Raw genomic sequence first — 23,188 nt, forward strand, 5'->3', positions numbered from 1 at the left:
GCTCAACTCCCCGCCGGATAATCGGTGCCGAGGCTCAACTCGCGCCACGCCTCGATATCGGCAAGCGCCGCGCGCAGGCGGTTCGCCACCGCCTCCACGCCGAACGCGCCCAGCACGAGATGCCGCGGCGGCTTTTCCGTTTCCGTGATGCGGATCATCGCCTGCGCCGCGCGCACCGGGTCGCCCGGCTGATGGCCGCTGCCTTGCGCCGTGCGCTGCATACGCGCGCCCGCCGTTTCGGCGTAATCGTCGATACGGCTCGGCGTCTGCACGAGCGAGCGGCCTGCCCAGTCCGTGCGAAACGGCCCCGGCTCCACGCAGGTCACCTTGATGCCTAGCGGGCCGACTTCCGTCAGCAGCGAATCGGAGAATCCCTCCACGGCGTGTTTCGAGGCCGCATAGTAGCCGGAACCCGGAAAGCCCGCGAGCCCCGCCACCGACGTAATGTTGATGACGTGGCCCTTGCGGCGTGCACGCATGCCCGGCAGCACCGCGCGCGTGAGCGCGAACAGGCCGAACGCGTTGGCATCGAACTGCGCGCGGATCTCGCGTTCGTCGCCCTCCTCGATCGAACTCTGATAGCCATAACCCGCATTGTTGACGAGCACGTCGATCGCGCCGAACTGCTTTTGCGCGGCCGCGACGGCGGCGTCGATCTGCGCCGCGTCGGTCACGTCGAGCGAGACGGGCAGCAGGCGATCGCCGGCCTCGGGGGCGAGATCGTCGAGCGACGCCTTGTTGCGCGCGGTCGCGACACAGCGCCAGCCGCGCGCGAGCACCGCACGGGCAAGCTCGCGGCCAAAGCCGGTCGAACAGCCGGTCACGAACCAGACCGGCGACGCATTCGGGGAATCAACGGACATGGGACGGCCTCCGGGAAGAAGCGGCAGACAAGGCTGCCGAAGACAGGGGAAAGCGGAAGATGGCGCCGCCGCACGAAGCGGGTCGTTGTGAGGTGGCTGAGCCCGTTCGAACGCGTGCGCAGCCTCCGATGATACCGGTCACGCGCAAACTCTGCTGGCGCGCCCCTGAGCCTGTGCCCCTTGCCTGCCCCGTTGAACGCCTGTGCCAATCGCCCGAGCCATGTACCATACGGCGTCTGGCGCGGCGATCGATTGCGGCGCGCCATGAATCAACTGTCACCTGTCACGGAGAAGAAACCCGATGTCCAACGTCACCACGCCCGCACGACCCGCTGCCGATCACGCCGATGCCGTGCGCGCCCTCGAGGCGCGCTACGGTACGCCGTGGTCCGCGCCGCTGCCGGCCTGGAACGATACGCTCGACACGCTGCTCGCGCACCGCTCGGTGCGCAACTACGCGGACCGTCCGCTGCCCGACGGCACGCTCGAAACGTTGATCGCCGCGGCGCAGTCGGCCTCGACCTCGTCGAACCTGCAAACGTGGAGCGTGGTTGCCATCGAAAACCCCGCACGCAAGGCGCGCCTCGCCGAACTTGCGGGCGGCCAGTCGCACGTTCGCGCCGCGCCGCTCTTTCTCGTATGGCTCGCAGACCTCTCGCGCCTCGAAGCGGCCGGCGCCCGCAGCGGGGCGAGCGTCGAAGGTCTGCATTACATGGAGACACTGGTCGTCGGCATGATCGACGCGGCGCTCGCCGCGCAAAACGCCGTCGTCGCGCTCGAATCGCTCGGCATGAGCGCCGTGTATATCGGCGGCATCCGCAATCAGCCTGAGCAGGTGGCCGCGGAACTGGGTCTGCCGCCGCGCGTGCTCCCCGTGTTCGGTCTGTGCGTGGGCTATCCCGACGAAACACGCCCCGCCGACGTGAAGCCGCGCTTGCCGCAGGAAGCCGTGCTCCATCGCGAGCAATACGATGCGCCTTCGCAGGCGGCCGCCATTGCCCGGTACGACGAAATCATGGGCGGCTTTCAGACCGCCCAGGGGTTGAGCGCGGCGGGCTGGACCGTGCGTTCGCTCGCGCGCTGGCGCAGCCGCGAGTCGCTGCACGGCCGCGACCGCCTGCGCGACGCGCTGGGCGCGCTCGGCTTCGAGCTGCGCTGAACGCACCGGCACGCCGCGGAACATTTCGGGGAACGAAGTACGTACGCCACCCAGGAGAAACGCAAATGAAAGTCGCCGTCATGGGCGCGGGCGCAGTAGGCTGCTTTTACGGCGGCATGCTCGCGCGCGCGGGACACGATGTGGTCCTGATCGGCCGGCCCCAGCATGTCGAGGCCATTACGCGCGAGGGGCTGCGCCTCGAAGCGCAGCAGTTCGACGAGCGCATCGGCGCGCCGCACCTCGCGGCCAGCACCGAAGCCGCCGCCGTGGCGGGCGCGGACCTCGTGCTGTTCTGCGTGAAGTCGACCGATACCGAAAACGCGGGCGCCGCGATCAAACCGCATCTGGGCGCCGACACGCTCGTGCTCACGCTGCAGAACGGCGCGGACAACGCAGAGCGTCTGCGCACCGTGATCCCGCAGGACGTGGCGGCCGCCGTCGTCTATGTCGCCACGGAAATGGCGGGGCCCGGCCACGTACGCCATCACGGCCGCGGCGAACTGGTGATCGAGCCTTCGCGCGCGAGCGACGCCGTTGCGCGCACGCTCATCGACGCGGGCGTGCCCACGGAAATCTCGCCCAATGTGCGCGGCGCGCTCTGGGCGAAGCTGATCGTAAACTGCGCGTACAACGCGCTCTCGGCGATCGCGCAACTGCCCTATGGGCGTCTCGTGAAGGGTGCGGGCGTAAGCGACACGATGCGCGACATCGTGGGCGAATGCATGGCCGTCGCGCAGGCCGACGGCGTGACGCTGCCGCCGGACATGGACAGCGCGGTGACGCGTATCGCGCAGACCATGCCGGGCCAATACTCGTCGACGGCGCAGGATCTCGCGCGCGGCAAGCTCAGCGAGATCGATCACCTCAACGGCTATGTCGTGCAACGCGGCGCGGCGCTTGGCGTCCCCACGCCTGCGAACCGCATGCTGCAGACGCTCGTGCGGCTCATCGAGGACAAGGCGCGCGGCGCGATCTAGCGCGCGCCGCTCGTGCTGCGTCAGCGGTCGAACACGAGCAAGGTGGAAGTGGCGGACGCGTAGAGCTTGCCCTGCGCATCCGTGATGCTGGCCTCCGTGAAGGCCGCGCGGCGGCCGATGCTGAGCACGCGCCCTTCTGCGCGCACGGTGCCGGTGTCGGCCGTCATGGGCCGATGGTACGCGACCTTCAACTCCAGCGTGGTGTAGCCCTGATTTGCGCTCAGGCGCGAGTGCGCGGCGCACCCGCACGCGGAATCGAGCAGCGTGGCCGCATAACCGCCGTGCACCGTGCCGATGGGGTTGTATACGTGCAGACCGGGCGTGCCCTCGAACACGACGCGGCCCTCCTCGACTTCGACCAGCCTGAAGCCGAGCGTTTCGCCAATGGCCGGGCCACGGCTTCCATGCAGCAGGTGCTGCAACTGTTCGATGCCGGTCAGGCCGGCAGGCATTTCAGCAACGAGGTTCATCGAGGCAGTCTCCGTCTGCGGCGTGCGTCGGTTCGCGACTGGGCACGCCTGTGCGATTCGCCATCGTAACGTCTTTCGAACGATCGTGCTTAAATTATCGCGAGCCTCGCCGCTGTTTCGATTCAGGCCTCGATTCATTGCACCGGACGTTTCAATACGTCTCGAGATGCAGGCGCCCTTCCCGCTTGAGACGCTCCCACAACGCCTCCCAGCGCATGCCGTGCCTTTCGGCAATCTCCTGCAACGCCTGCAGCACGCCGTCTTCCATGCCCTTCAACCCGCAGACGTAGACATGCGTGTTGCCGTCCTTGAGCAGTTGGGCGACGTCCACGGCGCGCTCGCGCACGGCGTCCTGCACATAGTGCCGGGGCTGGCCCGGCGTGCGCGAGAAGGCAAGGTTCGTGTCGATGAAATCCTTCGGCAGATTCATCAGAGGTCCGAAGTAAGGCAATTCCTGCTGCGTGCGCGCGCCGAAAAAGAGCATGAGCTTGCCGGTCGCGCCCTTTAGCCTGCGGCGGCGGCGATATTCAGTCATCGCGCGCATGGGCGCCGAACCGGTGCCCGTGCAGATCATCAGCAGATGCGAGTTCGGATGATTCGGCATGAGGAAGGTATTGCCGAACGGCCCGATCACGGTCACCACTTCACCCTTCTTCAGATCGCAGAGATAGTTCGAGCACACGCCCGCGGTTGCATTGCCGCTGTGATCGCGCGTCACGCGCTTCACCGTGAGCGAAACGTTGTTGTAGCCGGGACGCTCGCCGTCGCGCGGGCTCGCAATCGAATACTGGCGCGCGTGATGGGCCCGGCCTTCCGGGGTCGCGCCCGGCGGCAGGATGCCGATGGACTGGCCTTCCAGCACCGGGAACGACATGGCGCCGAAGTCGAGCACGATGTGATGGATGTCGCTTTCGGTGGCGTCCCCGGTGAGGCGATAGTTGCCGACCACCGTCGCCGTGGCGGGCGCCTTGTGCGTGTAGAGCTGGACATAGGGGCGCGCGGCCGACCACGGCGGCACGGTCGAGCCACGCACCATGTCGGAGCCGCCCACGGGCGCAGCGGCGCCATTTGGCAGCGCTTGCGCAACGCTCGCACCATCGCCCGCTTCCGGTGCAACGACCGGCGCTTCCACCGATGGATTCTGCGCGGGCAATTCGTCCCACGCGTACTGTTCATCAATGGTGTACGTCTCGGCCTTGCGCACGTTGCGCCAGTTGTCGATCGCGCCGGTCGGGCACGGCGGCACGCAGGCCATGCAGGCGTTGCAGACGTCGGCTTTCACCACGTAGTTGGTGCCGTCGTGCGTGATCGCGTCGATGGGACACGTTTCCTCACACGTATTGCAGCGTATGCAGATTTCAGGATCGATCAGGTGTTGCCTGAGCATTTCCACGGGTAGCGGACCGTTCATGATTGTCTCCCACCGCGACGCGCCAACGCTGGCTGCGCGCCGCCGGCCCCCCTCAGTTAAAGCGCACGTATTCGAAATCGACGGGCTGCCGGTTGATGCCCATGGCCGGCGGCGCGATCCAGTTGGCAAACTTGCCCGGCTCGATCACGCGGCCCATGAGCGAGGTCACGTGGGCGCGGTCCGCCGCGGTGGGCAGCCATTTCGCTTCGTTCGCGGCCCATTCGGGCTCGCCGATCACACGCCCGTCCGGCGACACGCGCACGCCCGCGAACGTGCCGATCTGGCGGTTGAACGCCTTGTGCGGCACAGTGAGGCGAACGTCGATGCCCGTCTTCTCCAGCACCTTGTTCCAGCGGTTCACGCCCGCAATCGAGTCCTTGATGTAGTCGTCGCGCAGCACTTCGTTCATGGCGTTGAGCATCGGCACGTCGCGTTCCACGAGCTTGCCGTCCTGCACGTCGAGCAGGTGGTATTGCCGGCCTTCGAGCTGGTGGTCGTCGTCGCGTTTGGTCTCTTCGTAGCGGCCCTTCAGGCCCGAGCTGTAGAAGGTCGCGGCATTCGACGAGTGGTCGGCGCCGAACAGGTCGATCGTCACGGAGTAGTGGAAATTCAGGTAGCGCTGGATCGTTTCGAGGTCGATCACGCCCGCCCCGCGCAAGCGGTTCACGTCGTCGGTCTTCAGCTCGTTCATGACCTGCGCGGTGCGTTGCACGACGCGCGAGATGCCCGACTCGCCGACGAACATGTGATGCGCTTCTTCGGTCAGCATGAATTTCGTCGTGCGCGCAAGCGGGTCGAAGCCGGATTCGGACAGCGCCGAAAGCTGGAACTTGCCGTCGCGGTCGGTGAAGTACGTGAACATGAAGAACGCCAGCCAGTCGGGCGTTTGCTCGTTGAACGCGCCGAGAATGCGCGGGTTGTCGTCGTCGCCCGAGCGGCGCTCCAGCAATGCTTCGGCTTCCTCACGACCGTCGCGACCGAAGTAGCGATGCAGCAGATACACCATCGCCCAGAGGTGCCGGCCTTCTTCCACATTCACCTGGAACAGGTTGCGCAGGTCGTACATGGAGGGCGCGGTGAGGCCGAGATGGCGCTGCTGCTCGACCGAGGCGGGCTCCGTGTCGCCCTGGGTGACGATGATGCGGCGCAGGTTCGCGCGGTGCTCGCCCGGCACGTCCTGCCACGCCGCCTCGCCCTTGTGCGCGCCGAAATGGATCTTGCGGTCCGCTTCGCCCGGCGTGAGGAAGATGCCCCAGCGATAGTCAGGCATCTTCACGTGGTCGAAGTGCGCCCAGCCGCCCGCGTCGACGCTCACCGCCGTGCGCAGATAGACGTCGTAGCCGTGCGAGCCGTCGGGGCCCATGTCGCCCCACCACGAGAGGAAGTTCGGCTGCCACTGTTCGAGCGCGCGCTGCAGCGCGCGGTCGTCGGCGAGGTTGACGTTGTTCGGGATCTTTTCGCTGTAATTGATCGTGGACATTGCGGTTCCTTGCGGCAAATTCGACAGACGCGGCAAATGCGGCGGCGGATACGGAGATCAAACGCGGTCGACGTCGAACTGCGCCTTGCTGCCCTTGCCGTACACCTTGAGCGCGCCTTTCTCGCCCACGGCGTTGGGCCGGTTGAAGATCCAGTTCTGCCACGCGGAAAGCCGCCCGAAGATGCGCGTTTCCATGGTCTCGGGGCCGTTGAAGCGCAGATTCGCTTCGAGGCCCGTGAGCGCGTCGGGCGACATGACCGCGCGCTCTTCCAGCGCGAGGCGGATTTCGTCGGCCCAGTCGATGTCGTCCGGCGAGGCCGTCACGAGGCCCAGGCGCTCGGCCTCGACCGGCTTGACCGCTTCGCCGGTCTTCGCGCGCACGGCGTCGAGCGGTTCGGTTTCCTCATAGAAGCGCCGCGCGAGACGCGATTGATGCGTGACCATCGGGTAGAGACCGAAATTCGCTTCCGAGAGCGTGATGGCCGGCTCTTCGTCTTCGTTCGCGGGCAGCGCGGCCATGTAGGTGCGGTCCGCGGCGAACGCGAGTTCGGCGAAGGTGCCGGCAAAGCACGAGCCCGGCTCGATCAGCGCGAACAGCGAACGCGAAGAGACATCGATGCGCGCGAGCGTGCGGCGCAGCATGCCGATCGTCTCGCGCACGAACCAGTGGTCGCGGTGCGCGAGCAGCGCAGCGTCGGCGGCGAGCACGGTGCGGGTGTCGCCTGAAGTCTTGAGAATCCACGTGCCGATGTCGAGCTCGTTGGTGCGCATGGAGAGTATGGCGTCGTCCAGCTCGCGCGCGAACTGCAGCGGCCACCACGATGCGCCGGCGGCGACGATTGATTCGATATCCGAAGCAGGCGCCGCGGCGGGCGCTTTCGCCGTGAAGGTCGCGGTGCGCTTCGCGCGGTCGATCGCCACCTCGACCGTCGCATAGCTCAGGCCGCCGTCGTGCTCCAGACGTTCGATGCGCGCAAGCGCAATGCCCTTCGCGTCGGCGGGACGATCGCTTGCGGCGGCCAGCTCGAGCGCGCGCGCCTGCACGGCCTGGCCGAACTGATTCGGCTTCACGACTTCGTCCACGAGACGCCAGGCCTTGGCGCGCTCGCCGCGAATGCCCTCCACCACCGTGCAGAAGATATCGGCGCGATCGTGGCGCACCTTGCGCTTGTCGGTGAGGCGCGTGAGGCCGCCCGTGCCCGGCAGCACGCCGAGCAGCGGCACTTCCGGCAGAGCGACCGATGACGACCGGTCGTCCACGAGCATGATCTCGTCGCAGGCGAGCGCGAGTTCGTAGCCGCCGCCGGCACACGCGCCGTTCACGGCCGCAATGAACTTCAGGCCCGAATGGCGCGACGCATCTTCCATGCCGTTGCGCGTTTCGTTGGTGAACTTGCAGAAGTTGACCTTCCAGGCGTGGCTGGAGAGGCCGAGCATGAAAATGTTGGCGCCCGAGCAGAACACACGGTCCTTCAGGCTGGTCAGCACGACGGTGCGCACTTCCGGATGCTCGAAGCGGATGCGCTGGAGTGCATCGTGCAGTTCGATATCGACGCCGAGGTCGTACGAATTCAGCTTCAGCTTGTAGCCGTCGCGAATGCCGCCGTCCTCGGCAACGTCGATGCCGAGCGTCGCCACGGCACCGTCGAACGAAAGCTTCCAGTGCCGGTACTGCGAGGGGTCGGTGCGGTAGTCCACCTGCTGCGGGGCGACGGCGGTTTCCACTGCGGCCATGAGCGTCTCCTGTCTACACGTCGTTTGCATGAACGATAGTGCAATTAATTGCTCATGTAAAGCACATTAATGCATTTTAATGCATGGAAGAGGTAACCCTGGGGTAAACCCGTGAGACCGCAGTCCGCGTCCGCCGCTCATTCGATGCGGGGCGCCTGCGCGGCCAGGCGGGCGGCCAGCCGGTCGCGCAGCTGCAGGTAGGCGTCGGCGAGCGTCCTTTCGCTGGTATCGAAGGTCATGTCGGCGCGGCCATACAGTTCGCTGCGGCCCGCCAGGATGCGCTTGAGGTCGTCCATCGCCTCGCTGTTGCCCGAGTTGCCCGCCATGGGCCGCAGATCGCCCTGTGCCACGACGCGGCGCATGTGCTCTTCGGGTGCGGCCTGCAGCCAGACGGTGAAGCAATGCGCGAGCAGCACATTGAACGTGGCGGGCTCGGAAACGAGGCCGCCCGGCGAGGCGATCACGGCGCGCGGGTGCTCCGCGATCACCGCGTCCAGCGCCCGGCGCTCGTAGCGGCGATAAGCGCTCGCGCCATACAGCGAATGGATTTCCGAAGGCGGACAGCCCGCCAGCTGTTCGATCACCCGCGTCAGCTCGACGAACGGCACCTTCAGCTCCTGCGCGAGCATGCGCCCGAGCGTGGACTTGCCCGCGCCGCGCAGGCCGATGAGCGCGATGCGGTCGCTGCGGTGCGGGTCGGCGCTCGTGTTCGAGAACATCTCGGCGAGCGCCACGCGCGCGCGCTGCAAGGCAGCCGGATCGCGCCCCTGCAGCAACTCGCGGATCAGGAGCCATTCCGCCGACGAGGTCGTGACGTCGCCGATCACCTCGGCAAGCGGGCAGCTCAGCGTGTTCGCGATTTGCCGCAACACCAGCACGGAGGCATTGCCCACCCCGGACTCCAGATTGGCCAGATGCCGCTCCGAGAGCCCGGTTTCCGCCGCCAGCGTCTTGCGCGTCATGCCGCGCCGCGCGCGCAGCATGCGTACGCGCTCGCCCATGGCGGTCAGGAACGGATCGCGTTCGGTGCGCTCCCCGCGCGAGGCGTCGTCGGCGGCTTCCGCTGGCCGCTCGGCAATGTAAGTTTGCTTCATCTTAGGGAATCCCTGAACCCGGGTTTATGTACTATAGTGCTTGACATGCATTTTACGAACCGCTAATTTTCCGCGAAAAGGTTGATCGACGACAAATCCGATCGAATCAGACTGAGCGGAGACAACACCGTGCCAATCCCAGCAGCGTCGCCGGAACACGCCGCGGCCGTGCCGCCGCCCGCGCAATTCAACTTCGCCGCGCACCTGTTCTCGCTCAACGCCGCACGCGCCGCGAAGACTGCTTATATCGACGACACGCTCACGCTGAACTACGGCGAACTCGAAACGCGGGCCCGCCGCTTCGCGGCCGCCATGCGCGCGCTGGGCGTCCACGCGGAAGAGCGCGTTCTGCTCGTGATGCTCGACACCGTCGAGCTGCCGATTGCGTTTCTCGGCGCGCTCTATGCCGGTATCGTGCCGGTGGTCGTCAATACGCTGCTCACGCCGGCCGACTATGTGTACATGCTCACGCACAGCCGCGCGCGCGTGGTCATCGCGTCGGGCGCGGTGCTGCCCGCCGTGGGCGCGGCGCTCGCCGAAGCACAATGTGAGGACTGCCAGTTAATCGTTTCTCAGCCTGCGTCTCAGCCAGCCTCGCATGAATCACCACTCGTCCTCGCCGATCTGATCGCGCGCGCCGAGCCCGCCCCGCGCGCCGCGCAAACGGGCTGTGACGACATCGCATTCTGGCTCTACTCGTCGGGATCGACGGGCAAACCCAAAGGCACGGTGCATACGCACGCCAATCTCTACTGGACCGTCGAGACTTACGCGAAACCCATTCTCGGCATACGCGAAAACGACATCGTGTTTTCGGCGGCCAAACTGTTCTTCGCCTATGGCCTCGGCAACGGCCTTTCGTTTCCGCTCTCGGTAGGCGCGACCACGATCCTGATGGCCGAACGCCCCACCGCCAGCGCCGTATTCGCACGCCTCGTCCAGCATCGGCCCACGGTGTTCTACGGCGTGCCCACGCTTTACGCGAGCATGATGGCTTCGCCGGCCCTGCCCGCACGCGCCGACGTCGCGCTGCGCGTGTGCACCTCCGCGGGCGAAGCGCTGCCGCGTGAACTGGGCGAGCGCTTCAGGGAGCACTTCGGCAGCGACATTCTCGACGGCCTCGGCTCCACGGAAATGCTGCACATCTTCCTCTCGAACCGCCCAGGCGTGGTCGAATACGGCACTACGGGCCGCCCCGTGCCCGGCTACGAGATCGAACTGCGCGACGAGACCGGCGCGCTCGTGCCGGACGGCGAGATCGGCGACCTCTTCATCCGCGGACCGAGCGCCGCCGTAATGTACTGGTGCAATCGCGAGAAGTCGCGCGCGACCTTCCTCGGCGAGTGGGTGAGGAGCGGCGACAAGTACCGGCGCCTGCCGGGCGGCGCCTATGTCTATGCGGGCCGCAGCGACGACATGCTCAAGGTGAGCGGCCAGTATGTCTCGCCCATCGAAGTGGAAATGGTGCTCATGCAACACGAAGCCGTGCTCGAAGCAGCCGTGATCGGCGTCGATCAGGGCGGGCTCGTGAAGACCTGCGCGTTCGTCGTCCTCAAGCAAGCGGCAATGGAAACTTCGCACGACGCACTGGCCGGGCAGTTGAAAGCGTTCGTCAAGACGCGGCTCGCGCCGCACAAGTATCCGCGCGATATCCTGTTCGTCGACGATCTGCCGAAAACGGCGACGGGTAAGATTCAGCGTTTCCGGCTGCGTCAGCAGTTTCCGTCCTGACAATGACAAGCACCATGAACGAAAGCGAATTCGCCGATCTGCCCGCCACGCCTGTACACGATGCGTTGCGCATCGAATATCGCTGGATCGCCGCGGCCGCGAGCGAAGCGCCGCTCGCCGTGTTCCTGCACGAAGGCCTCGGCTCGATCGCGATGTGGAAAGACTGGCCCGCCGCGCTTTGCGAACGCCTCGGCATGCGCGGGCTCGTTTATTCGCGCCCGGGTTACGGGCGTTCCACACCGCGCGCGCAAGGCGTGAAATGGCCGGTCGATTTCATGTCGGCGCAGGCGCGCACTGTCTTGCCTGCGCTGCTCGACGCGCTAGGGGTGAGTGCGACCGAACGCGCGCGCATGTGGCTGATCGGTCATAGCGACGGCGCATCCATCGCCCTGCTCTACGCCGCCGCTTTCCCCGAAGCACTCGCGGGCGCGGTGGCGATCGCGCCGCACGTGTTCGTCGAAGACATTTCGGTCGAAAGCATCCGCGAGACGAAGGTTGCGTACGAAACGACCCGCCTGCGCGAAAAGCTCGCGCGCTATCACGACGATGTCGATTCCGCGTTCTACGGCTGGAACGATATCTGGCTCGATCCCGCGTTCCGGTCCTGGAACATCGTCGGCGAACTGGCGTCGATTCGCGCGCCGTTGCTCGCGGTGCAGGCGCGCGATGACCACTACGGCACCATGGCGCAAGTCGAGGCGATTGGCGCGGCCGTGCCGCATGCGTGCGTCCACGCGCTCGCGCACGGCGGCCATTCCCCGCATCGCGACGCGCCGCAGCCGCTGAACGACGTCATCGAGCCATTCGTTCGCGCGCAGCGCAAGCCCGCAAACTGAAGGCCGCACAGGCCAACCCCAGCGCCCCGCAAGCCCCCTCCAACGTCCATCGAATGCCTCCAGACAGGGGCGAATCGATGCACTTCGCATAACACTCCCCCGCCAACGCAGCACTGAAGCCCATCCAGGGCCAAACCCGCCCCATCGCTGCAATCCTTTGGTGATATTGTCTTTCTTTGCGCAGCGGAGACGGGGTCCGATCACGCGACCCCAACGGTAAAACGGGGCACCAAAAAAGCGAGACGCAAGAAGACCGGCCGGGTCACGCGCGCCGGCCAGAACGATGAGCGATTCCATCCTGATGAACGTTTCAAGAACCTCGGTGCGACTGAGGCGAGCCTGGGCGTCGATGCGTCCGCGCTTCGTGCGCGCCTTCGCGCCCGCGCTGCGCAACCTGCAATACGTGAAGCGCCGCATGCGCCCGCTCGCCGTGGTGGCGAGCGTGGGCTTCCCGCTTTACTACTACGTCTGGAAAGACCTCTTTCCTCAGCCGTATGAAAATCTCACGCTGCGCCTGATCGGCTCATTGCTGTTCGTGCCGATACTCGCGTTCGAGCGCTGGCCCGCCGCACTGAAAAAGCTGCTGCCGTGGTACTGGTACTTCTGCACGCTCTACGCACTGCCGTTCTTTTTCACGTTCATGCTGCTCAAGAACAACGGCAACGAAGTGTGGGTGGAAAGCGCGCTGATCGCGGCGTTCGTGATGGTGCTGCTGCTCGACTGGCTCATGCTCGTCCTGCAGTTTCTCGCGGGCATCAGCCTCGCGGTGATCGCGTACTGCCTCACCACCTACCCCGTCGTGCTCGGGCCGAACTACCTCACGCATCTGGCGATCTTTTCGTTCGCCGTGGCGATCGGCGCGGTGGCCAATTACGATCAGGACCGCATTCAGATCGAACAGGAGCGCGCCATGCTGGCCACGGCCGGCAGCGTGGCGCACGAACTGCGCACGCCGCTCGTGGCGATACGCGTGGGCGCCGCGGGCCTCATGCGCTATTTGCCCGCGCTGCTCGATACCTATCAACTCGCCCAGCGCAGCCGCTTGCCCGTGCCCAAAATACGCGTGGCGCATCTGCATTCCCTGCAAGGTGTGGTCGGCCGCATTGAACAAGAAGCACTGCATTCGAACGCCATCATCGACATGCTGCTCGCCACGGCGCGTTTCACGGGCGGCAACATGCAAAACGCAACGACGTGTTCCATCGCACACTGTGTGGAAACCGCGCTCGCGCGTTTTCCGTTTCGCGAAGGCGACCGGCGTCGGGTAATCTGCAACCTGCGCCCCGATTTCGAATTCCACGGATCTGAAATGCTTACCGTTCACGTGCTCTTCAATCTGCTCAAAAATGCCTTCCGGCATATGGGCAGCATCGAGGGCGCGCAGATTTCGATCCGTCTTGAATCAGGGCAAAGGGCCAATCGTTTGATTTTCAGCGACACGGGCACAGGTATTTCCCCTGAGGTATTGCCGCACATCTTCACGCGCTTTTATACTTCGACAACCGCCACCGATGACGTGACGCTCGGAGCAGGAATCGGGCTGGCATTCTGCCGCGATGTCATGCAAGCGATGGGTGGAGCAATTACCTGCTCTTCCGTAAAAGGCGAATATACCGAGTTCGTTTTGACATTCCCTGCGCCATGACGAAAGCCATTCAGCCGTTCTCCTATCCGACCACCGTCGCATTCGTCGACGACAGCGCCGCGTTCCTTTCGAACCTGAGCCTGCAACTCGACCCCGACCTGGCCTTCCGCCTGTTCAGCTCGCCCTCCGAGGCGCTGAAGTTCCTCAATGGCCGTGCGCCGCACGACCGCGCGGCAGAGCCTATCTTCAGCCCCTATCTGGACCGCACCGAAGAAAACGACGCGCACCAGGTCATCGCCATGCGCGTCGATGCGATACGTAGCCTCGTACATAACGCCTCGCGCTTCGAGTCGGTTTCGGTCGTGGTGGTCGATTACGACATGCCCGAACTCAACGGCATGGAGTTTTGCCGCCGCATCACCGACCCGTCGATCAGGAAAATCGTGCTGACCGGCAAAGCCGACGAGCACGTGGCCGTGAAGAGCTTCAACGAAGGGTTGATCGACCGCTTCATCCGCAAGCATGAAGTCGATGCGGTGGAAACGCTGAATCAGGCGATCGACGATATGCAGCGCGCGTATTTCGACCGCTGCTGCAGCACGGTGCTCGACGCGCTCGCCGTTTCCGAATATGCCTTCCTCAAGGATCATGCCCTCGCCGCGCACGTGAAGGGCATTGCCGATTCCCTGGGTATCGTCGAGCACTATCTCTCGTACCAGCCGCACGGACTCCTGATGTTCGACGGTGTCGGCACCGCGTACCTGCTCGTCATTCACACCGACGAATCGCTGCGCGGCGTGCGCGAAATCGCCGTCGAACAGGGTGCGCCCACAAGCTTTCTCGCGGAACTCGACAGCCGTCGCAGCCTGCCCTACTTCTGGCGCACGGAAGGCTATTACCCGTCACAGTGCGTGGAATGGCAGCCGTATATGCACCCCGCATCGGAGTTTCACGGCGACCGCCGCTATCTCTACGCCGTGGTGAAGAAGCCGGCGGGGCTCGCGCTCGACAACGTGCTGCCCTACGACCGGCATCTCGATCAGCTGGACCGGGAGATCCAGGCAGCGTGGGACTCGCCCTGATTTATGGCGCTGATTGACGCCGCGTTTTTCGCAGGCCGTCAATCGGGCGCCCCCCACGCTTGTCGCTGTCTCGCTCCATCCCGCCTCGACCGCGCGCGGCTCAGGCCGCCACGGCCACCATCGGCATGCTCACCACAGGCTGCGGCATACGCACGCGCGCACGGCCCGCGTTGCGTTCGTTGCGGCGCGTGGACGGCCAGTTCCACATCTGCACCTCGTCGCGAATCTCCGCGCACACGTCCACGAGCCGTTCCAGTTCCTCCTCGCACAGCGCCGCATTGAGCGAGAGCCGCACAAGCGAGCGGTTCTGCGCCGTGGCGGGCGCACAGAACACCGAACCGAAAATGCCGCGCGCCTCGAGCGCGTCGCGCAACACGATCGTCTGCGGTTCCGGCCCGGCTTCGAGCGCAATGATCTGCGTTTCGCTGCCGTTCAGGTTGTAGCCAAGCTCGGCCAGCCGTGAGCGCACGTAACGCGCGTTGGCCGCGACGCGCGCGCGCCGCCAGTCTTCGCGCTCGATCACGCCAAGCGTCGCCGCGAGACCTGCGGTTTCGTGCGGCAGCAGCGTCGAACTGAAAATGGCGGGCAGCGCCTCGCACTTGAAATACTCCTGAAACCGGCGCGAACAGCTGATGATGCCCGCGCGCCCGGCAAACGCCTTCGCAAGACTCGCGGTGCGGAAATGCACGCGGTCGATGAGTCCGAGTTCGGCCACCATGCCCGCACCGTGCGGCCCGTGCGTGCCGAGCGAATGCGATTCGTCCACGACCAGCACGCAGTCGTGCTCGGCGCACACCTCGGCAATCGCCGTGAGCGGCGCCACGCTGCCGTTCGTGCTGTACACCGAATCGACGATCACGATCCCGGCCCCGTAACGCTGGATGCGCTGCTCGAGATGATCGACGTCGTTGTGGAAGAAACTGATCGCGCGCGCACCGGCGCTGCGTATGCCTTCCCAAAGCGACATGTGCGCCATCATGTCGACGTATACCGGCGTCTGCGCATTGGCGATCGACTGGATCAGCCCCGTATTCGCGGCAAAACCCGACTGGCACAGCACGCTCGCTTCGGCCCCCATGTAGGACGCGAAGCGGTCTTCGAGCGCGAGCTGCGGGCAATCGTCGCCGTGCAGGAACACGCCCGACATCAACAGGCCGTTACCTTCCGAGCGGATACTCATGCACATTGCATCGAGAATCTCGGGGTGGCGCGCAATCGAAAGGTAGTCGTTACTCGAAAGGTGCAAGGCATCGGCATCGGCAACACGGCCCTTCATAATGTGGCCCCCGGCCCAGCTTTCCTGCACGCGCTCGGTGTAGTACCGATCGACACGTGCTGCGAGGAATGCGGGCAATGCCGCGTCGTTGTTATGTGCGTTACGCCAGTTGCTGCCAACTTTCATCTCAGGCTCCTTGTGGTTAAAGGCCGGCCCCGGAGGCGACTTGTCTGGTCAGGGTGGATTCCGAAAGGCAGGCCCGTAATGTGCCCGCAGCGAAACGGCACGCGCGATGAGGCCTCACGTGCGCATTCCGGCAGCGGACTTTCGAATGTGGGTGATGCAATGACTGGCAAGCGCGTGAGTCGCGGCGCGCGGCGGGGAGCGGTCACGGCCGGCGGCGCCAGAGCGCGCTTGAGAGAAAACCAATGCGGGCGCGGGGCGCCGGGAGCAGGCGCCCTCATATCCGCACGAATCCCGCTTCGCGTGATCGCCACTGGGTACAAGGGAAGAAACGCCCGCCCGAAAATATTTGAGGCGCGCCACGGGAGGCCACCTGGACCATGCACGTCATGCAGCGAAAGCGCCTTCACGCTGCACGCAACGTCAGTCGCGCCATTGATAATTATCGTTTAAAAACAGCGCTGTTAAGTCCTTCGCAGTGCGCAACTATGCGTAGCGCATGGAGTTTCGACAAGGATTGCCCGTCGCGCCGCGAAAGGGCGCGAGCATTGATTCATCGCGCATGAATTGCGCGAAGGAGACTGGCGGAATCGTCAGATGGCCACGACGCGGTCGCGTCCGCGTGACTTGGCGACGTACAGCGCGGCGTCGGCGCGCGCCATCAATGTGGCGAGCGAGTCTTGCGCCTGGAGTTCGTCCACGCCTGCGCTGAACGTCAGGCCGTCATGGGCCTCCTGGCCGGACTCGGCCGCGAGAGTGTCGGCGCTGCGGCGCACGGAGAGTGTCAGCACGCGCAATTCATCGAGCCGCGTCACGACATCGTCGCGGGTCGTGCCCACGAAGAGCAACGCGAATTCCTCCCCGCCGAGGCGGCCGAATACGTCTTCCGCGCGCACGCCGCCCTTCACGACGCGGCAGAACTGCGCGAGCACGCGGTCGCCTGCGGCGTGTCCGTAGCGGTCGTTGATCGACTTGAAGTGATCGATATCGACGATCGCGAACGCGACCCGCTGGCCCTTCTCGCGCGCGCCTTCGAGCGACGCGCTCGCCTGGGCGAGAAAGGCGCGGCGCGTAAGCGCGCCGGTCAGTTCGTCCTGGTTCGCGAGGCGTTCGAGCCGTTCGGCCATACGATCGTGCGCGAGCAGAACCATGCCGATCGAAATCGCGGGCAGCACGAGAATGCCGAGTGCAAGCCACGCGACGTTGAGCGGCGTGGAGTCGAGCAGCCCGTACTGCTTCACGAAGCCGCCGCCGTACATCACCCCGCGCAGCGCGTGCGCGAATGCGCCCAGCCAGGCCGCCAGCGTCACGAACCGGTAGCTGTAGACGGGGCGCGCGGGCGGCCGGCAACGCCATGCGAGCCAGCCGATCGACGCGTAAATGGCCGCATGGAACGCAGAGACGACGGCCACGCGTGCGCCGAGGCTGGGCGTGACCCAGTACCACCACACAATACCCGTTGCGAGCGCAACGGTTCCCGCGTAGGCGAGCGGCACACGCGGCTTGAGCCCGAAGAACTCGCGGCAACCCTCGAGTATGTGCACCACGGCTAGCGCCAGCAGCGTATTCGAAACGAAGACGGTGAGGATCGGCACGCCGAGCCGTTGCATGCCGGCGAGCAGGATCGCGACGCTTGCCATCAGGTAGGCGCCGATCCAGCGCCCGACACCGGGAATACCCGCAGGCCGCAACGAGCCGAGAATGGCGAGGCTCATGATGCTCGAAAGCACCGTGACAAGAAGAATATTGACCGGATCTAGCATGTACGGCGTGGTCTGAAGATATGTCCGAGTTTACGGCATCATTTTGAAAAACATTCGCTCCGGCCGGCGGCAGGCGGGAAAAATCCGCCGCGCCCTACCAACGCTTGACGAACGCCCCAAAGGACCGCGACCATGCCTGAGACGCCACGACCTGACAGGAGCCATGTCATGACCCACCATGCGTTATACGTCGAGCTGCACGCGCAGCCCGGCAAGGAAGAGGAACTGGCGGCATTTCTCGCGAGCGCGAAGCCGTTGGTCGATGCCGAACCCGCCACGCTGGCCTGGTTCGGCGTGCGCTTCGACGCTGCCACGTTTGCGATCTTCGACGCATTCGACGACGAAGCCGGCCGCAACGCGCATCTGAACGGCCAGGTGGCCGCGGCATTGATGGCGCGCGCAGGTGAGCTGCTGGCTGCGCCGCCACAGATCCGCCGCGCAGACGTGCTCGCCGACAAGCTTCCCGGCTGAACTGCCGCCAGATTGCCCGAGAAGACGTGCGCGCCTGCGCGCACAGGGAAAAGGCGCCAGGAATGGCGCCTGCGGGAGGCGTCGCGATTTTCGAAGGAGAAGCCGATGAAGCCTGGTTCCGCTTGCGAGGCAACCCGGGCTGATACCCCGGACGCGGCGCGTTCGAACGCAGAGGCGCTGAGCGGGCGCGTGCTGCACGCCCTCGAACGTGTCACGTGGCCCGCCCACCCCGCCACGCTGATCGAATGCGCCGAGCGCAGCGGCGCGCCGCGCGACGTGATCGACGCCTTGCGCCGCCTGCCCGACGAGGCGTTCGGCAGCTTTCCCGAAGTCTCGGCGCTCATCGTCGCGGCGCAACTGGGCGCGCGCGGCACGATCGCCCAACGGGGCGCGGCGAAGCAAGGATGACGAACGAAACGGAAACGATGCCGGCGGCTGACCTCGATTGCGTGCCGCGGGAACAGGAATTGCGTGCTGTGAACGGCCGCCGGAGACCGCCGGTCCGCCGCGACGCAATCGCGAAGAACAAAGGCACAGCCGCCATGATTGGCCGGGCCGCTCACGCACGAAACGTATGGCAACCGTATTACTAGTCGACGACGACACGAACGCGCTCGACGCGCTCAAGGAACTGGTCGGGCAGGAGGGTTATCGGGTCAGGACCGCCGCAGACGGTTCGGATGCCCTGCAAAGCGCGCTCGACGACCCTCCCGATGTCGTGATCTCCGACTGCATGATGCCGGGCATGGACGGTCTCTCCCTCATGCGCGAAATGAGGCGCAGCAGCAAGCTCGCGGGCGTGCCGCTCGTGCTCGTCTCCGCGCTCGTCACCCCGCCCGCCGACGCCGACGTCGTGGGCTTCCTGCGCAAGCCCTTCGCGGTTTCGCAACTGCTCGACATCCTCCACCGGGTCGCCACACCCTGACAAGCTTGAGCCTCGTTCATCGCATGAACGATTTACATCATCGTTGTAGCGACTGACGCGCCGGTTCGTAGGTGTTGACCTGATTCGGCATCCTGACTGGTCCCTGATCGAATGCCTCGCCTGGCACGCCACGGCATGACCGATGCTGGAGAGTCGGCGAGGCCGGTCCATTTGGGGCTGGCATGGGATCGAACCCTGGGCGCACCGCGTCGTGATGCGATGCGCATATCCGAAGGAGGTCGAAATGAGCGAATACGCAGGCCGGTCGCACGACGAGCGCGTGGCGCAACGCAAGCGCGAGAAGAAGGGCGCCACGGAGCCGCCGGGCGGCGATATGGCCGTGCACGGCACCGAGCCCGACGCCACCCACAGCAGCGGCGAGCTCTCTGAGCAAGGCAAGGAAGTGTGGCGCAAAGGCGCGGGCCTCGACGGCGGCGGCAAGAGCTCTGTGTCGCCCGGCGGCGACGGCGCACGCATCGTCGGCCGCAACCGCCCGGCAACGCCGGGCCCCGGCCCGGAAGTGATGGCGGCCAGTACGCTGGTCGGCGACCGCGTGCTGAGTTCGGACGGCGACGAAGTCGGCAAGGTCAAGGAGATCATGCTCGACGTGGAAAGCGGCTGCATTGCCTACCTGGTGATGTCGAGCGGCGGCTTTCTCGGCATTGGCGACAAGCTGCTGGCGGTGCCGTGGAATGCCCTCACGCTCGACGCGGCGCGCAAGTGCTTCGTCATCGCGCTCAACTCCGAGCGCGTGAAGAACGCGCCGGGCTTCGACAAGGGCGAATGGCCCTCGATGGCGGACCGCACCTGGGCCAGTTCCGTGCACCAGTACTATGGCCGGGAGCCGTACTGGAGCAACGACGCCGCGAGCCTGCCGCTGGACGAGCCGCCGGGTCGGGAGCCGCCGGAGGCCGGAGGCGTGAAGCTCTGACGCGCCTGCACGCGCACCGACAACCCTTCATCAAGCGCCCGCCGCGGCGCCAACGTGTCATGCTAATGGTCGCCGGGGCCTGTTCACGCTAATAGCAGGCCCTGACACAACGACAATAACGCGAACCCACCATGACTTCGATGGACCGCCGTGATTTCCTTCGCGCCGCCGCCGCGGGTGCGGCGCTCAGCATGACTTCACCCGCCATCCAGCGGGCGCTGGCCATTCCCGCAGACAACACAACCGGAACCATTGAAGACGTGCAGCATATCGTCATCTTCATGCAGGAAAACCGCGCGTTCGATCACTACTTCGGCACGCTGCCCGGGGTGCGCGGCTTCTCGGACCGCATCACGATCCCGTTACCCGACGGTGCCAACGTGTGGCAGCAAAGCGACGGCACACGCACGCTGCTGCCGTTCTACCTGGACAGCCGCATGGGCAACGCGTTGCTCGCGGGCGGCGCGCACAACTGGGCCGACGCCCACGAGGCCTGGGACCATGGCCGCATGACGCATTGGCCAAAGTTCAAGGGCGAAGCCTCGATGGGCTATTTTCAGGCCTGGGACCTGCCGTTTCATTTCGCGCTCGTCAACGCCTTCACGGTCTGCGATGCCTACTATTGCTCGCTGCACGGCGGCACCAATGCGAACCGGCTCTTTCTGTTCACCGGCACGAACGGCCCCACGGCTTCGTCTTATGCCGTGGTCGACAACAATGGTTGGGACAACATTGGCGCGCCGTCCACGGGCCTGAAATGGACGACGTATCCGGAGCGCTTGCAGGCCGCAGGCGTGACGTGGAAGGTGTACGAAAACCAGCCCGATAACTACACCGACAATCCGCTCGTCGGGTTCGCGAGCTATCGCAAGGTGCTCGAGGCCATCGAAGGCTCGCCCAACGTGCCGTGGAACCCGGTGCTCGACGCACGCGAGCCGCTCTATAAAGGCGTCGGCAATACGATGCCAGACGGCGGCTTCCTGCAGGCGCTCAATGACGACATTGCGGCGAACCAGTTGCCTCAGGTGAGCTGGATCATCGCGCCGCCGGCCTACTCCGAACACCCCGCCGTTTCGACGCCAGGCCAGGGTGCGTACTATCTGCAGAAGCTGCTCGAAGCGTTGACGCGCAACCCGGAAATCTGGAGCAAGACCGTGCTCTTCGTGAACTTCGACGAGAACGATTGCTTCTTCGATCACATGCCGCCGCCTTGTCCGCCCTCGCCCATCAAGGGCGGTGGATACGCAGGAAAATCCACGGCCAGCACCCGCCACGAATACTTCACCATGCCGAACCCGCCAGGCGACGGCAAGCCGGTCGCGCCAGACGGCTTGCCGTTCGGACCCGGGCCGCGCGTGCCGATGATCGTCGTCTCGCCGTGGAGCACGGGCGGCTATGTGAACTCCGAAGTGTTCGATCACACGTCGGTGCTGCGCTTTGTCGAAACGCGCTTCGGCGTGCGCGAACCGAATATCAGCCCGTGGCGGCGTGCGGTATTCGGCGACCTCACCTCGGCATTCAACTTCAGCACACCGAATGAAACGCCCGTGCCGGCGTTTTCCGCGCCGACGAAAGCGCAGGCCGATGCGCTGAACAAGCAGCAGAACGCGCTCCAGCCCGTGCCGGCGCCACAGCCCGACACGCAGACCATGCCGCAACAGGCACGCAAGACGCGGCCCTCGCGCGCGCTGCCGTACCGCCTCAACGTGGATGCGAGCGTCGACGGGCGTCATCACAAGGTTCAACTGGAGTTCGGCAACGAAGGGAAAGCTGGCGCCGTTTTTCACGTGTACGACACGCTTCACCTCGACAGGTCGCCGCGCCGCTACACCGTCGAAGCAGGCAAGACGCTGCGCGACACGTGGACGCCCACCGCCGCCGACGACGGCGCATACCGCCTGTGGGTGCTTGGCCCGAACGGTTTTCATCGCCACTTCGAGGGCAACGTGCGCGCGGCGGCGCATGGGCCCAATCCTGAAGTGCGCGTGCGGTACGACCCCGCGAGCGATGCACTCGAACTGAACATCGCGAATCGCGCGAGCGAGGCTTCGAACCTGCGCCTGGCGGCCAATGCCTACCGCACGGACGGCCCCTGGACTCATGCGTTGCGCCCCGGCGAACAGGTGCACTCGACCTGGGCGCTCGCGGATTCGGGCGGCTGGTACGACTTCACGCTGAGCGCCGAGAACGGCGTGCTAAGGCGCTTCGCGGGCCGGGTGGAAACCGGCAGGGACAGCGTGAGCGATCCGGCGATGGGTGCGTGAGACGCCTGAGTCAGCATCCGGAGCGCCTGCACGGTACACTGCCCGTTCCCTTCACGATGGCCGCGCGCGACGTTGCGTCCGGAACGTTCGATACGCGTTCAATGCGCGTTCGACACGCGTTCGCAGGCGTGGTCAGCCCCCCTCAAGGAGCCCGCATGAAAATCGATCTGACTGGAAAACTCGCGCTCGTCACCGGCTCGGCGGCGGGCATCGGTCTTGCCGCGGCCAGGGGCCTCGCGCTCGCGGGCGCCGACGTGATCGTCAGCAGCCGTCACACCGGAAACGTGCGCGAAGCCGAGGCTGCGCTGCGCGCCGCTGCGCCCGGCGCGCGGGTGCAGGGCTTCGTCGGCGATCTTTCCACCGCTCAAGGATGCGACGCGCTCGTGAAGGCGCATCCGCAGGTGGACATTCTCGTGAACAATCTCGGCGTGTTTCAGTTGCAGGAATTTTTCGAGATTCCCGATGACGAGTGGCTGCGCTTCTTCGAAACCAACGTAATGTCGGGCGTGCGTCTCTCGCGCGCCTATGCGAATTCAATGGTCAAGCGCGGCTGGGGGCGCATCGTGTTCATCTCGTCGGAATCGGGATTGAACATTCCCGCCGACATGATCCACTACGGCATGACGAAGACCGCGCAACTCGCACTCGCGCGCGGCCTCGCCAAGCGCCTTGCGGGCACGGGCGTCACGGTCAATTCGGTGCTGCCGGGCCCGACACTCTCGGATGGCGTGACGCACATGCTGAAGGACGAAGTGGCCGCTTCGGGCAAAACTGTCGAGGAGGTCGCCGCGCAGTTCGTGCAGACGCATCGTGCCTCTTCCATCATCCGGCGCGCGGCGAGCGTGGAGGAAGTGGCGAACATGATCGTCTATGCGTGTTCGAAAGAGGCTTCCGCAACCACGGGCGCGGCCCTGCGCGTGGACGGCGGCGTGGTGGATACCATCGCGTGACGTCTCCGGCTCTGAGCGAAATGATTTAATTCGTCATACGAATCATCGAGACGCAGCCGTCGA

Annotated in this window: 20 protein-coding genes; 12 read left to right on the forward strand and 8 right to left on the reverse strand. The window is 65.5% G+C overall.

Annotated features, from left to right (window positions below; genetic code table 11):
- Positions 1 to 2: 2 nt before the first annotated feature.
- On the reverse strand, positions 3 to 863 hold the full coding sequence (locus BHE01S_RS06895) for an oxidoreductase (protein WP_042261912.1): 861 nt from the start codon (positions 861 to 863) through the stop codon (positions 3 to 5).
- 301 nt (positions 864 to 1,164) lie between these two features.
- Here BHE01S_RS06895 and BHE01S_RS06900 point away from each other — a divergent pair, with 301 nt between their 5' ends.
- Complete coding sequence (locus BHE01S_RS06900) at positions 1,165 to 2,022, forward strand: NADPH-dependent oxidoreductase (RefSeq protein ID WP_042261914.1); 858 nt, start codon at positions 1,165 to 1,167, stop codon at positions 2,020 to 2,022.
- 65 nt (positions 2,023 to 2,087) lie between these two features.
- Positions 2,088 to 2,999 carry a ketopantoate reductase family protein gene (locus BHE01S_RS06905; RefSeq protein WP_042261916.1) on the forward strand — a complete coding sequence of 304 codons (912 nt, stop codon included), beginning with the start codon at positions 2,088 to 2,090 and terminating at the stop codon, positions 2,997 to 2,999.
- A gap of 20 nt (positions 3,000 to 3,019) precedes the next feature.
- On the opposite strand, the gene BHE01S_RS06910 is transcribed toward BHE01S_RS06905, so the two are convergent.
- From BHE01S_RS06910 to BHE01S_RS06930, 5 genes are all read right to left on the reverse strand, one after another.
- Positions 3,020 to 3,469 (reverse strand): PaaI family thioesterase, encoded by a 450-nt coding sequence (locus tag BHE01S_RS06910; RefSeq protein ID WP_042261917.1) that lies wholly within the window; start codon positions 3,467 to 3,469, stop codon positions 3,020 to 3,022.
- Between the two features lie 151 nt (positions 3,470 to 3,620).
- On the reverse strand, positions 3,621 to 4,880 hold the full coding sequence (gene boxA, locus BHE01S_RS06915; protein WP_042261918.1) for a benzoyl-CoA 2,3-epoxidase subunit BoxA: 1,260 nt from the start codon (positions 4,878 to 4,880) through the stop codon (positions 3,621 to 3,623).
- A gap of 52 nt (positions 4,881 to 4,932) precedes the next feature.
- Entirely contained in the window at positions 4,933 to 6,360 is a 1,428-nt protein-coding gene (gene boxB, locus BHE01S_RS06920; protein WP_042261921.1) for a benzoyl-CoA 2,3-epoxidase subunit BoxB, read from the reverse strand.
- A 57-nt stretch (positions 6,361 to 6,417) separates the two neighbouring features.
- Complete coding sequence (gene boxC / locus BHE01S_RS06925; protein ID WP_042261922.1) at positions 6,418 to 8,094, reverse strand: 2,3-epoxybenzoyl-CoA dihydrolase; 1,677 nt, start codon at positions 8,092 to 8,094, stop codon at positions 6,418 to 6,420.
- Between the two features lie 137 nt (positions 8,095 to 8,231).
- On the reverse strand, positions 8,232 to 9,188 hold the full coding sequence (locus tag BHE01S_RS06930) for a helix-turn-helix transcriptional regulator (RefSeq protein ID WP_042261924.1): 957 nt from the start codon (positions 9,186 to 9,188) through the stop codon (positions 8,232 to 8,234).
- A 129-nt stretch (positions 9,189 to 9,317) separates the two neighbouring features.
- Between BHE01S_RS06930 and BHE01S_RS06935 the strand changes: the two genes are divergently transcribed.
- The 4 genes from BHE01S_RS06935 (at position 9,318) to BHE01S_RS06950 (ending at position 14,422) form a co-directional block, all read left to right on the forward strand.
- On the forward strand, positions 9,318 to 10,919 hold the full coding sequence (locus tag BHE01S_RS06935; RefSeq protein WP_042262154.1) for a benzoate-CoA ligase family protein: 1,602 nt from the start codon (positions 9,318 to 9,320) through the stop codon (positions 10,917 to 10,919).
- Positions 10,920 to 10,933: 14 nt separating this feature from the next.
- On the forward strand, positions 10,934 to 11,755 hold the full coding sequence (locus tag BHE01S_RS06940) for an alpha/beta fold hydrolase (RefSeq protein ID WP_245639655.1): 822 nt from the start codon (positions 10,934 to 10,936) through the stop codon (positions 11,753 to 11,755).
- A gap of 283 nt (positions 11,756 to 12,038) precedes the next feature.
- Positions 12,039 to 13,400: a sensor histidine kinase gene (locus tag BHE01S_RS06945; RefSeq protein WP_245639656.1), complete on the forward strand. Its 1,362-nt coding sequence runs from the start codon at positions 12,039 to 12,041 to the stop codon at positions 13,398 to 13,400.
- The gene (locus BHE01S_RS06950) at positions 13,397 to 14,422 is read left to right on the forward strand and encodes a response regulator (protein ID WP_042261933.1); all 1,026 of its coding nucleotides are present in this window, start codon (positions 13,397 to 13,399) and stop codon (positions 14,420 to 14,422) included. The genes BHE01S_RS06945 and BHE01S_RS06950 overlap by 4 nt, the downstream gene beginning before the upstream one ends.
- 100 nt (positions 14,423 to 14,522) lie before the next feature.
- On the opposite strand, the gene cqsA is transcribed toward BHE01S_RS06950, so the two are convergent.
- Entirely contained in the window at positions 14,523 to 15,824 is a 1,302-nt protein-coding gene (gene cqsA, locus BHE01S_RS06955; protein WP_042261935.1) for an alpha-hydroxyketone-type quorum-sensing autoinducer synthase, read from the reverse strand.
- 590 nt (positions 15,825 to 16,414) lie between these two features.
- The gene (locus BHE01S_RS06960; protein WP_042261938.1) at positions 16,415 to 17,584 is read right to left on the reverse strand and encodes a GGDEF domain-containing protein; all 1,170 of its coding nucleotides are present in this window, start codon (positions 17,582 to 17,584) and stop codon (positions 16,415 to 16,417) included.
- A 168-nt stretch (positions 17,585 to 17,752) separates the two neighbouring features.
- Here BHE01S_RS06960 and BHE01S_RS06965 point away from each other — a divergent pair, with 168 nt between their 5' ends.
- From BHE01S_RS06965 to BHE01S_RS06990, 6 genes are all read left to right on the forward strand, one after another.
- A complete protein-coding gene (locus BHE01S_RS06965) occupies positions 17,753 to 18,055 on the forward strand; it encodes a putative quinol monooxygenase (RefSeq protein ID WP_042261942.1) in 303 nt (100 codons plus the stop codon).
- 105 nt (positions 18,056 to 18,160) lie between these two features.
- Complete coding sequence (locus BHE01S_RS06970; protein ID WP_042261946.1) at positions 18,161 to 18,463, forward strand: DUF2795 domain-containing protein; 303 nt, start codon at positions 18,161 to 18,163, stop codon at positions 18,461 to 18,463.
- Positions 18,464 to 18,629: 166 nt separating this feature from the next.
- A complete protein-coding gene (locus BHE01S_RS06975; RefSeq protein WP_042261948.1) occupies positions 18,630 to 18,980 on the forward strand; it encodes a response regulator in 351 nt (116 codons plus the stop codon).
- A gap of 448 nt (positions 18,981 to 19,428) precedes the next feature.
- Positions 19,429 to 19,911: a PRC-barrel domain-containing protein gene (locus BHE01S_RS06980; RefSeq protein ID WP_042262156.1), complete on the forward strand. Its 483-nt coding sequence runs from the start codon at positions 19,429 to 19,431 to the stop codon at positions 19,909 to 19,911.
- A gap of 131 nt (positions 19,912 to 20,042) precedes the next feature.
- Positions 20,043 to 22,175 carry a phosphocholine-specific phospholipase C gene (locus BHE01S_RS06985; protein WP_042261951.1) on the forward strand — a complete coding sequence of 711 codons (2,133 nt, stop codon included), beginning with the start codon at positions 20,043 to 20,045 and terminating at the stop codon, positions 22,173 to 22,175.
- Positions 22,176 to 22,330: 155 nt separating this feature from the next.
- Positions 22,331 to 23,125: an SDR family NAD(P)-dependent oxidoreductase gene (locus tag BHE01S_RS06990; protein WP_042261953.1), complete on the forward strand. Its 795-nt coding sequence runs from the start codon at positions 22,331 to 22,333 to the stop codon at positions 23,123 to 23,125.
- Positions 23,126 to 23,188: the final 63 nt, after the last annotated feature.

Source organism: Paraburkholderia heleia NBRC 101817 (assembly GCF_000739775.1).
GTDB classification, from domain to species: Bacteria; Pseudomonadota; Gammaproteobacteria; order Burkholderiales; family Burkholderiaceae; genus Paraburkholderia; species Paraburkholderia heleia.

Bases quoted from the DNA above. Each gene is read 5' to 3' on its own strand.
- BHE01S_RS06895 (WP_042261912.1), bottom strand. From the start codon at position 863: ATGTCCGTTGATTCCCCGAATGCGTCGCCGGTCTGGTTCGTGACCGGC.
- BHE01S_RS06900 (WP_042261914.1), top strand. From the start codon at position 1,165: ATGTCCAACGTCACCACGCCCGCACGACCCGCTGCCGATCACGCCGAT.
- BHE01S_RS06905 (WP_042261916.1), top strand. From the start codon at position 2,088: ATGAAAGTCGCCGTCATGGGCGCGGGCGCAGTAGGCTGCTTTTACGGC.
- BHE01S_RS06910 (WP_042261917.1), bottom strand. From the start codon at position 3,469: ATGAACCTCGTTGCTGAAATGCCTGCCGGCCTGACCGGCATCGAACAG.
- boxA (WP_042261918.1), bottom strand. From the start codon at position 4,880: ATGAACGGTCCGCTACCCGTGGAAATGCTCAGGCAACACCTGATCGAT.
- boxB (WP_042261921.1), bottom strand. From the start codon at position 6,360: ATGTCCACGATCAATTACAGCGAAAAGATCCCGAACAACGTCAACCTC.
- boxC (WP_042261922.1), bottom strand. From the start codon at position 8,094: ATGGCCGCAGTGGAAACCGCCGTCGCCCCGCAGCAGGTGGACTACCGC.
- BHE01S_RS06930 (WP_042261924.1), bottom strand. From the start codon at position 9,188: ATGAAGCAAACTTACATTGCCGAGCGGCCAGCGGAAGCCGCCGACGAC.
- BHE01S_RS06940 (WP_245639655.1), top strand. From the start codon at position 10,934: ATGAACGAAAGCGAATTCGCCGATCTGCCCGCCACGCCTGTACACGAT.
- BHE01S_RS06945 (WP_245639656.1), top strand. From the start codon at position 12,039: ATGAGCGATTCCATCCTGATGAACGTTTCAAGAACCTCGGTGCGACTG.
- BHE01S_RS06950 (WP_042261933.1), top strand. From the start codon at position 13,397: ATGACGAAAGCCATTCAGCCGTTCTCCTATCCGACCACCGTCGCATTC.
- cqsA (WP_042261935.1), bottom strand. From the start codon at position 15,824: ATGAAAGTTGGCAGCAACTGGCGTAACGCACATAACAACGACGCGGCA.
- BHE01S_RS06960 (WP_042261938.1), bottom strand. From the start codon at position 17,584: ATGCTAGATCCGGTCAATATTCTTCTTGTCACGGTGCTTTCGAGCATC.
- BHE01S_RS06965 (WP_042261942.1), top strand. From the start codon at position 17,753: ATGACCCACCATGCGTTATACGTCGAGCTGCACGCGCAGCCCGGCAAG.
- BHE01S_RS06970 (WP_042261946.1), top strand. From the start codon at position 18,161: ATGAAGCCTGGTTCCGCTTGCGAGGCAACCCGGGCTGATACCCCGGAC.
- BHE01S_RS06975 (WP_042261948.1), top strand. From the start codon at position 18,630: ATGGCAACCGTATTACTAGTCGACGACGACACGAACGCGCTCGACGCG.
- BHE01S_RS06985 (WP_042261951.1), top strand. From the start codon at position 20,043: ATGACTTCGATGGACCGCCGTGATTTCCTTCGCGCCGCCGCCGCGGGT.
- BHE01S_RS06990 (WP_042261953.1), top strand. From the start codon at position 22,331: ATGAAAATCGATCTGACTGGAAAACTCGCGCTCGTCACCGGCTCGGCG.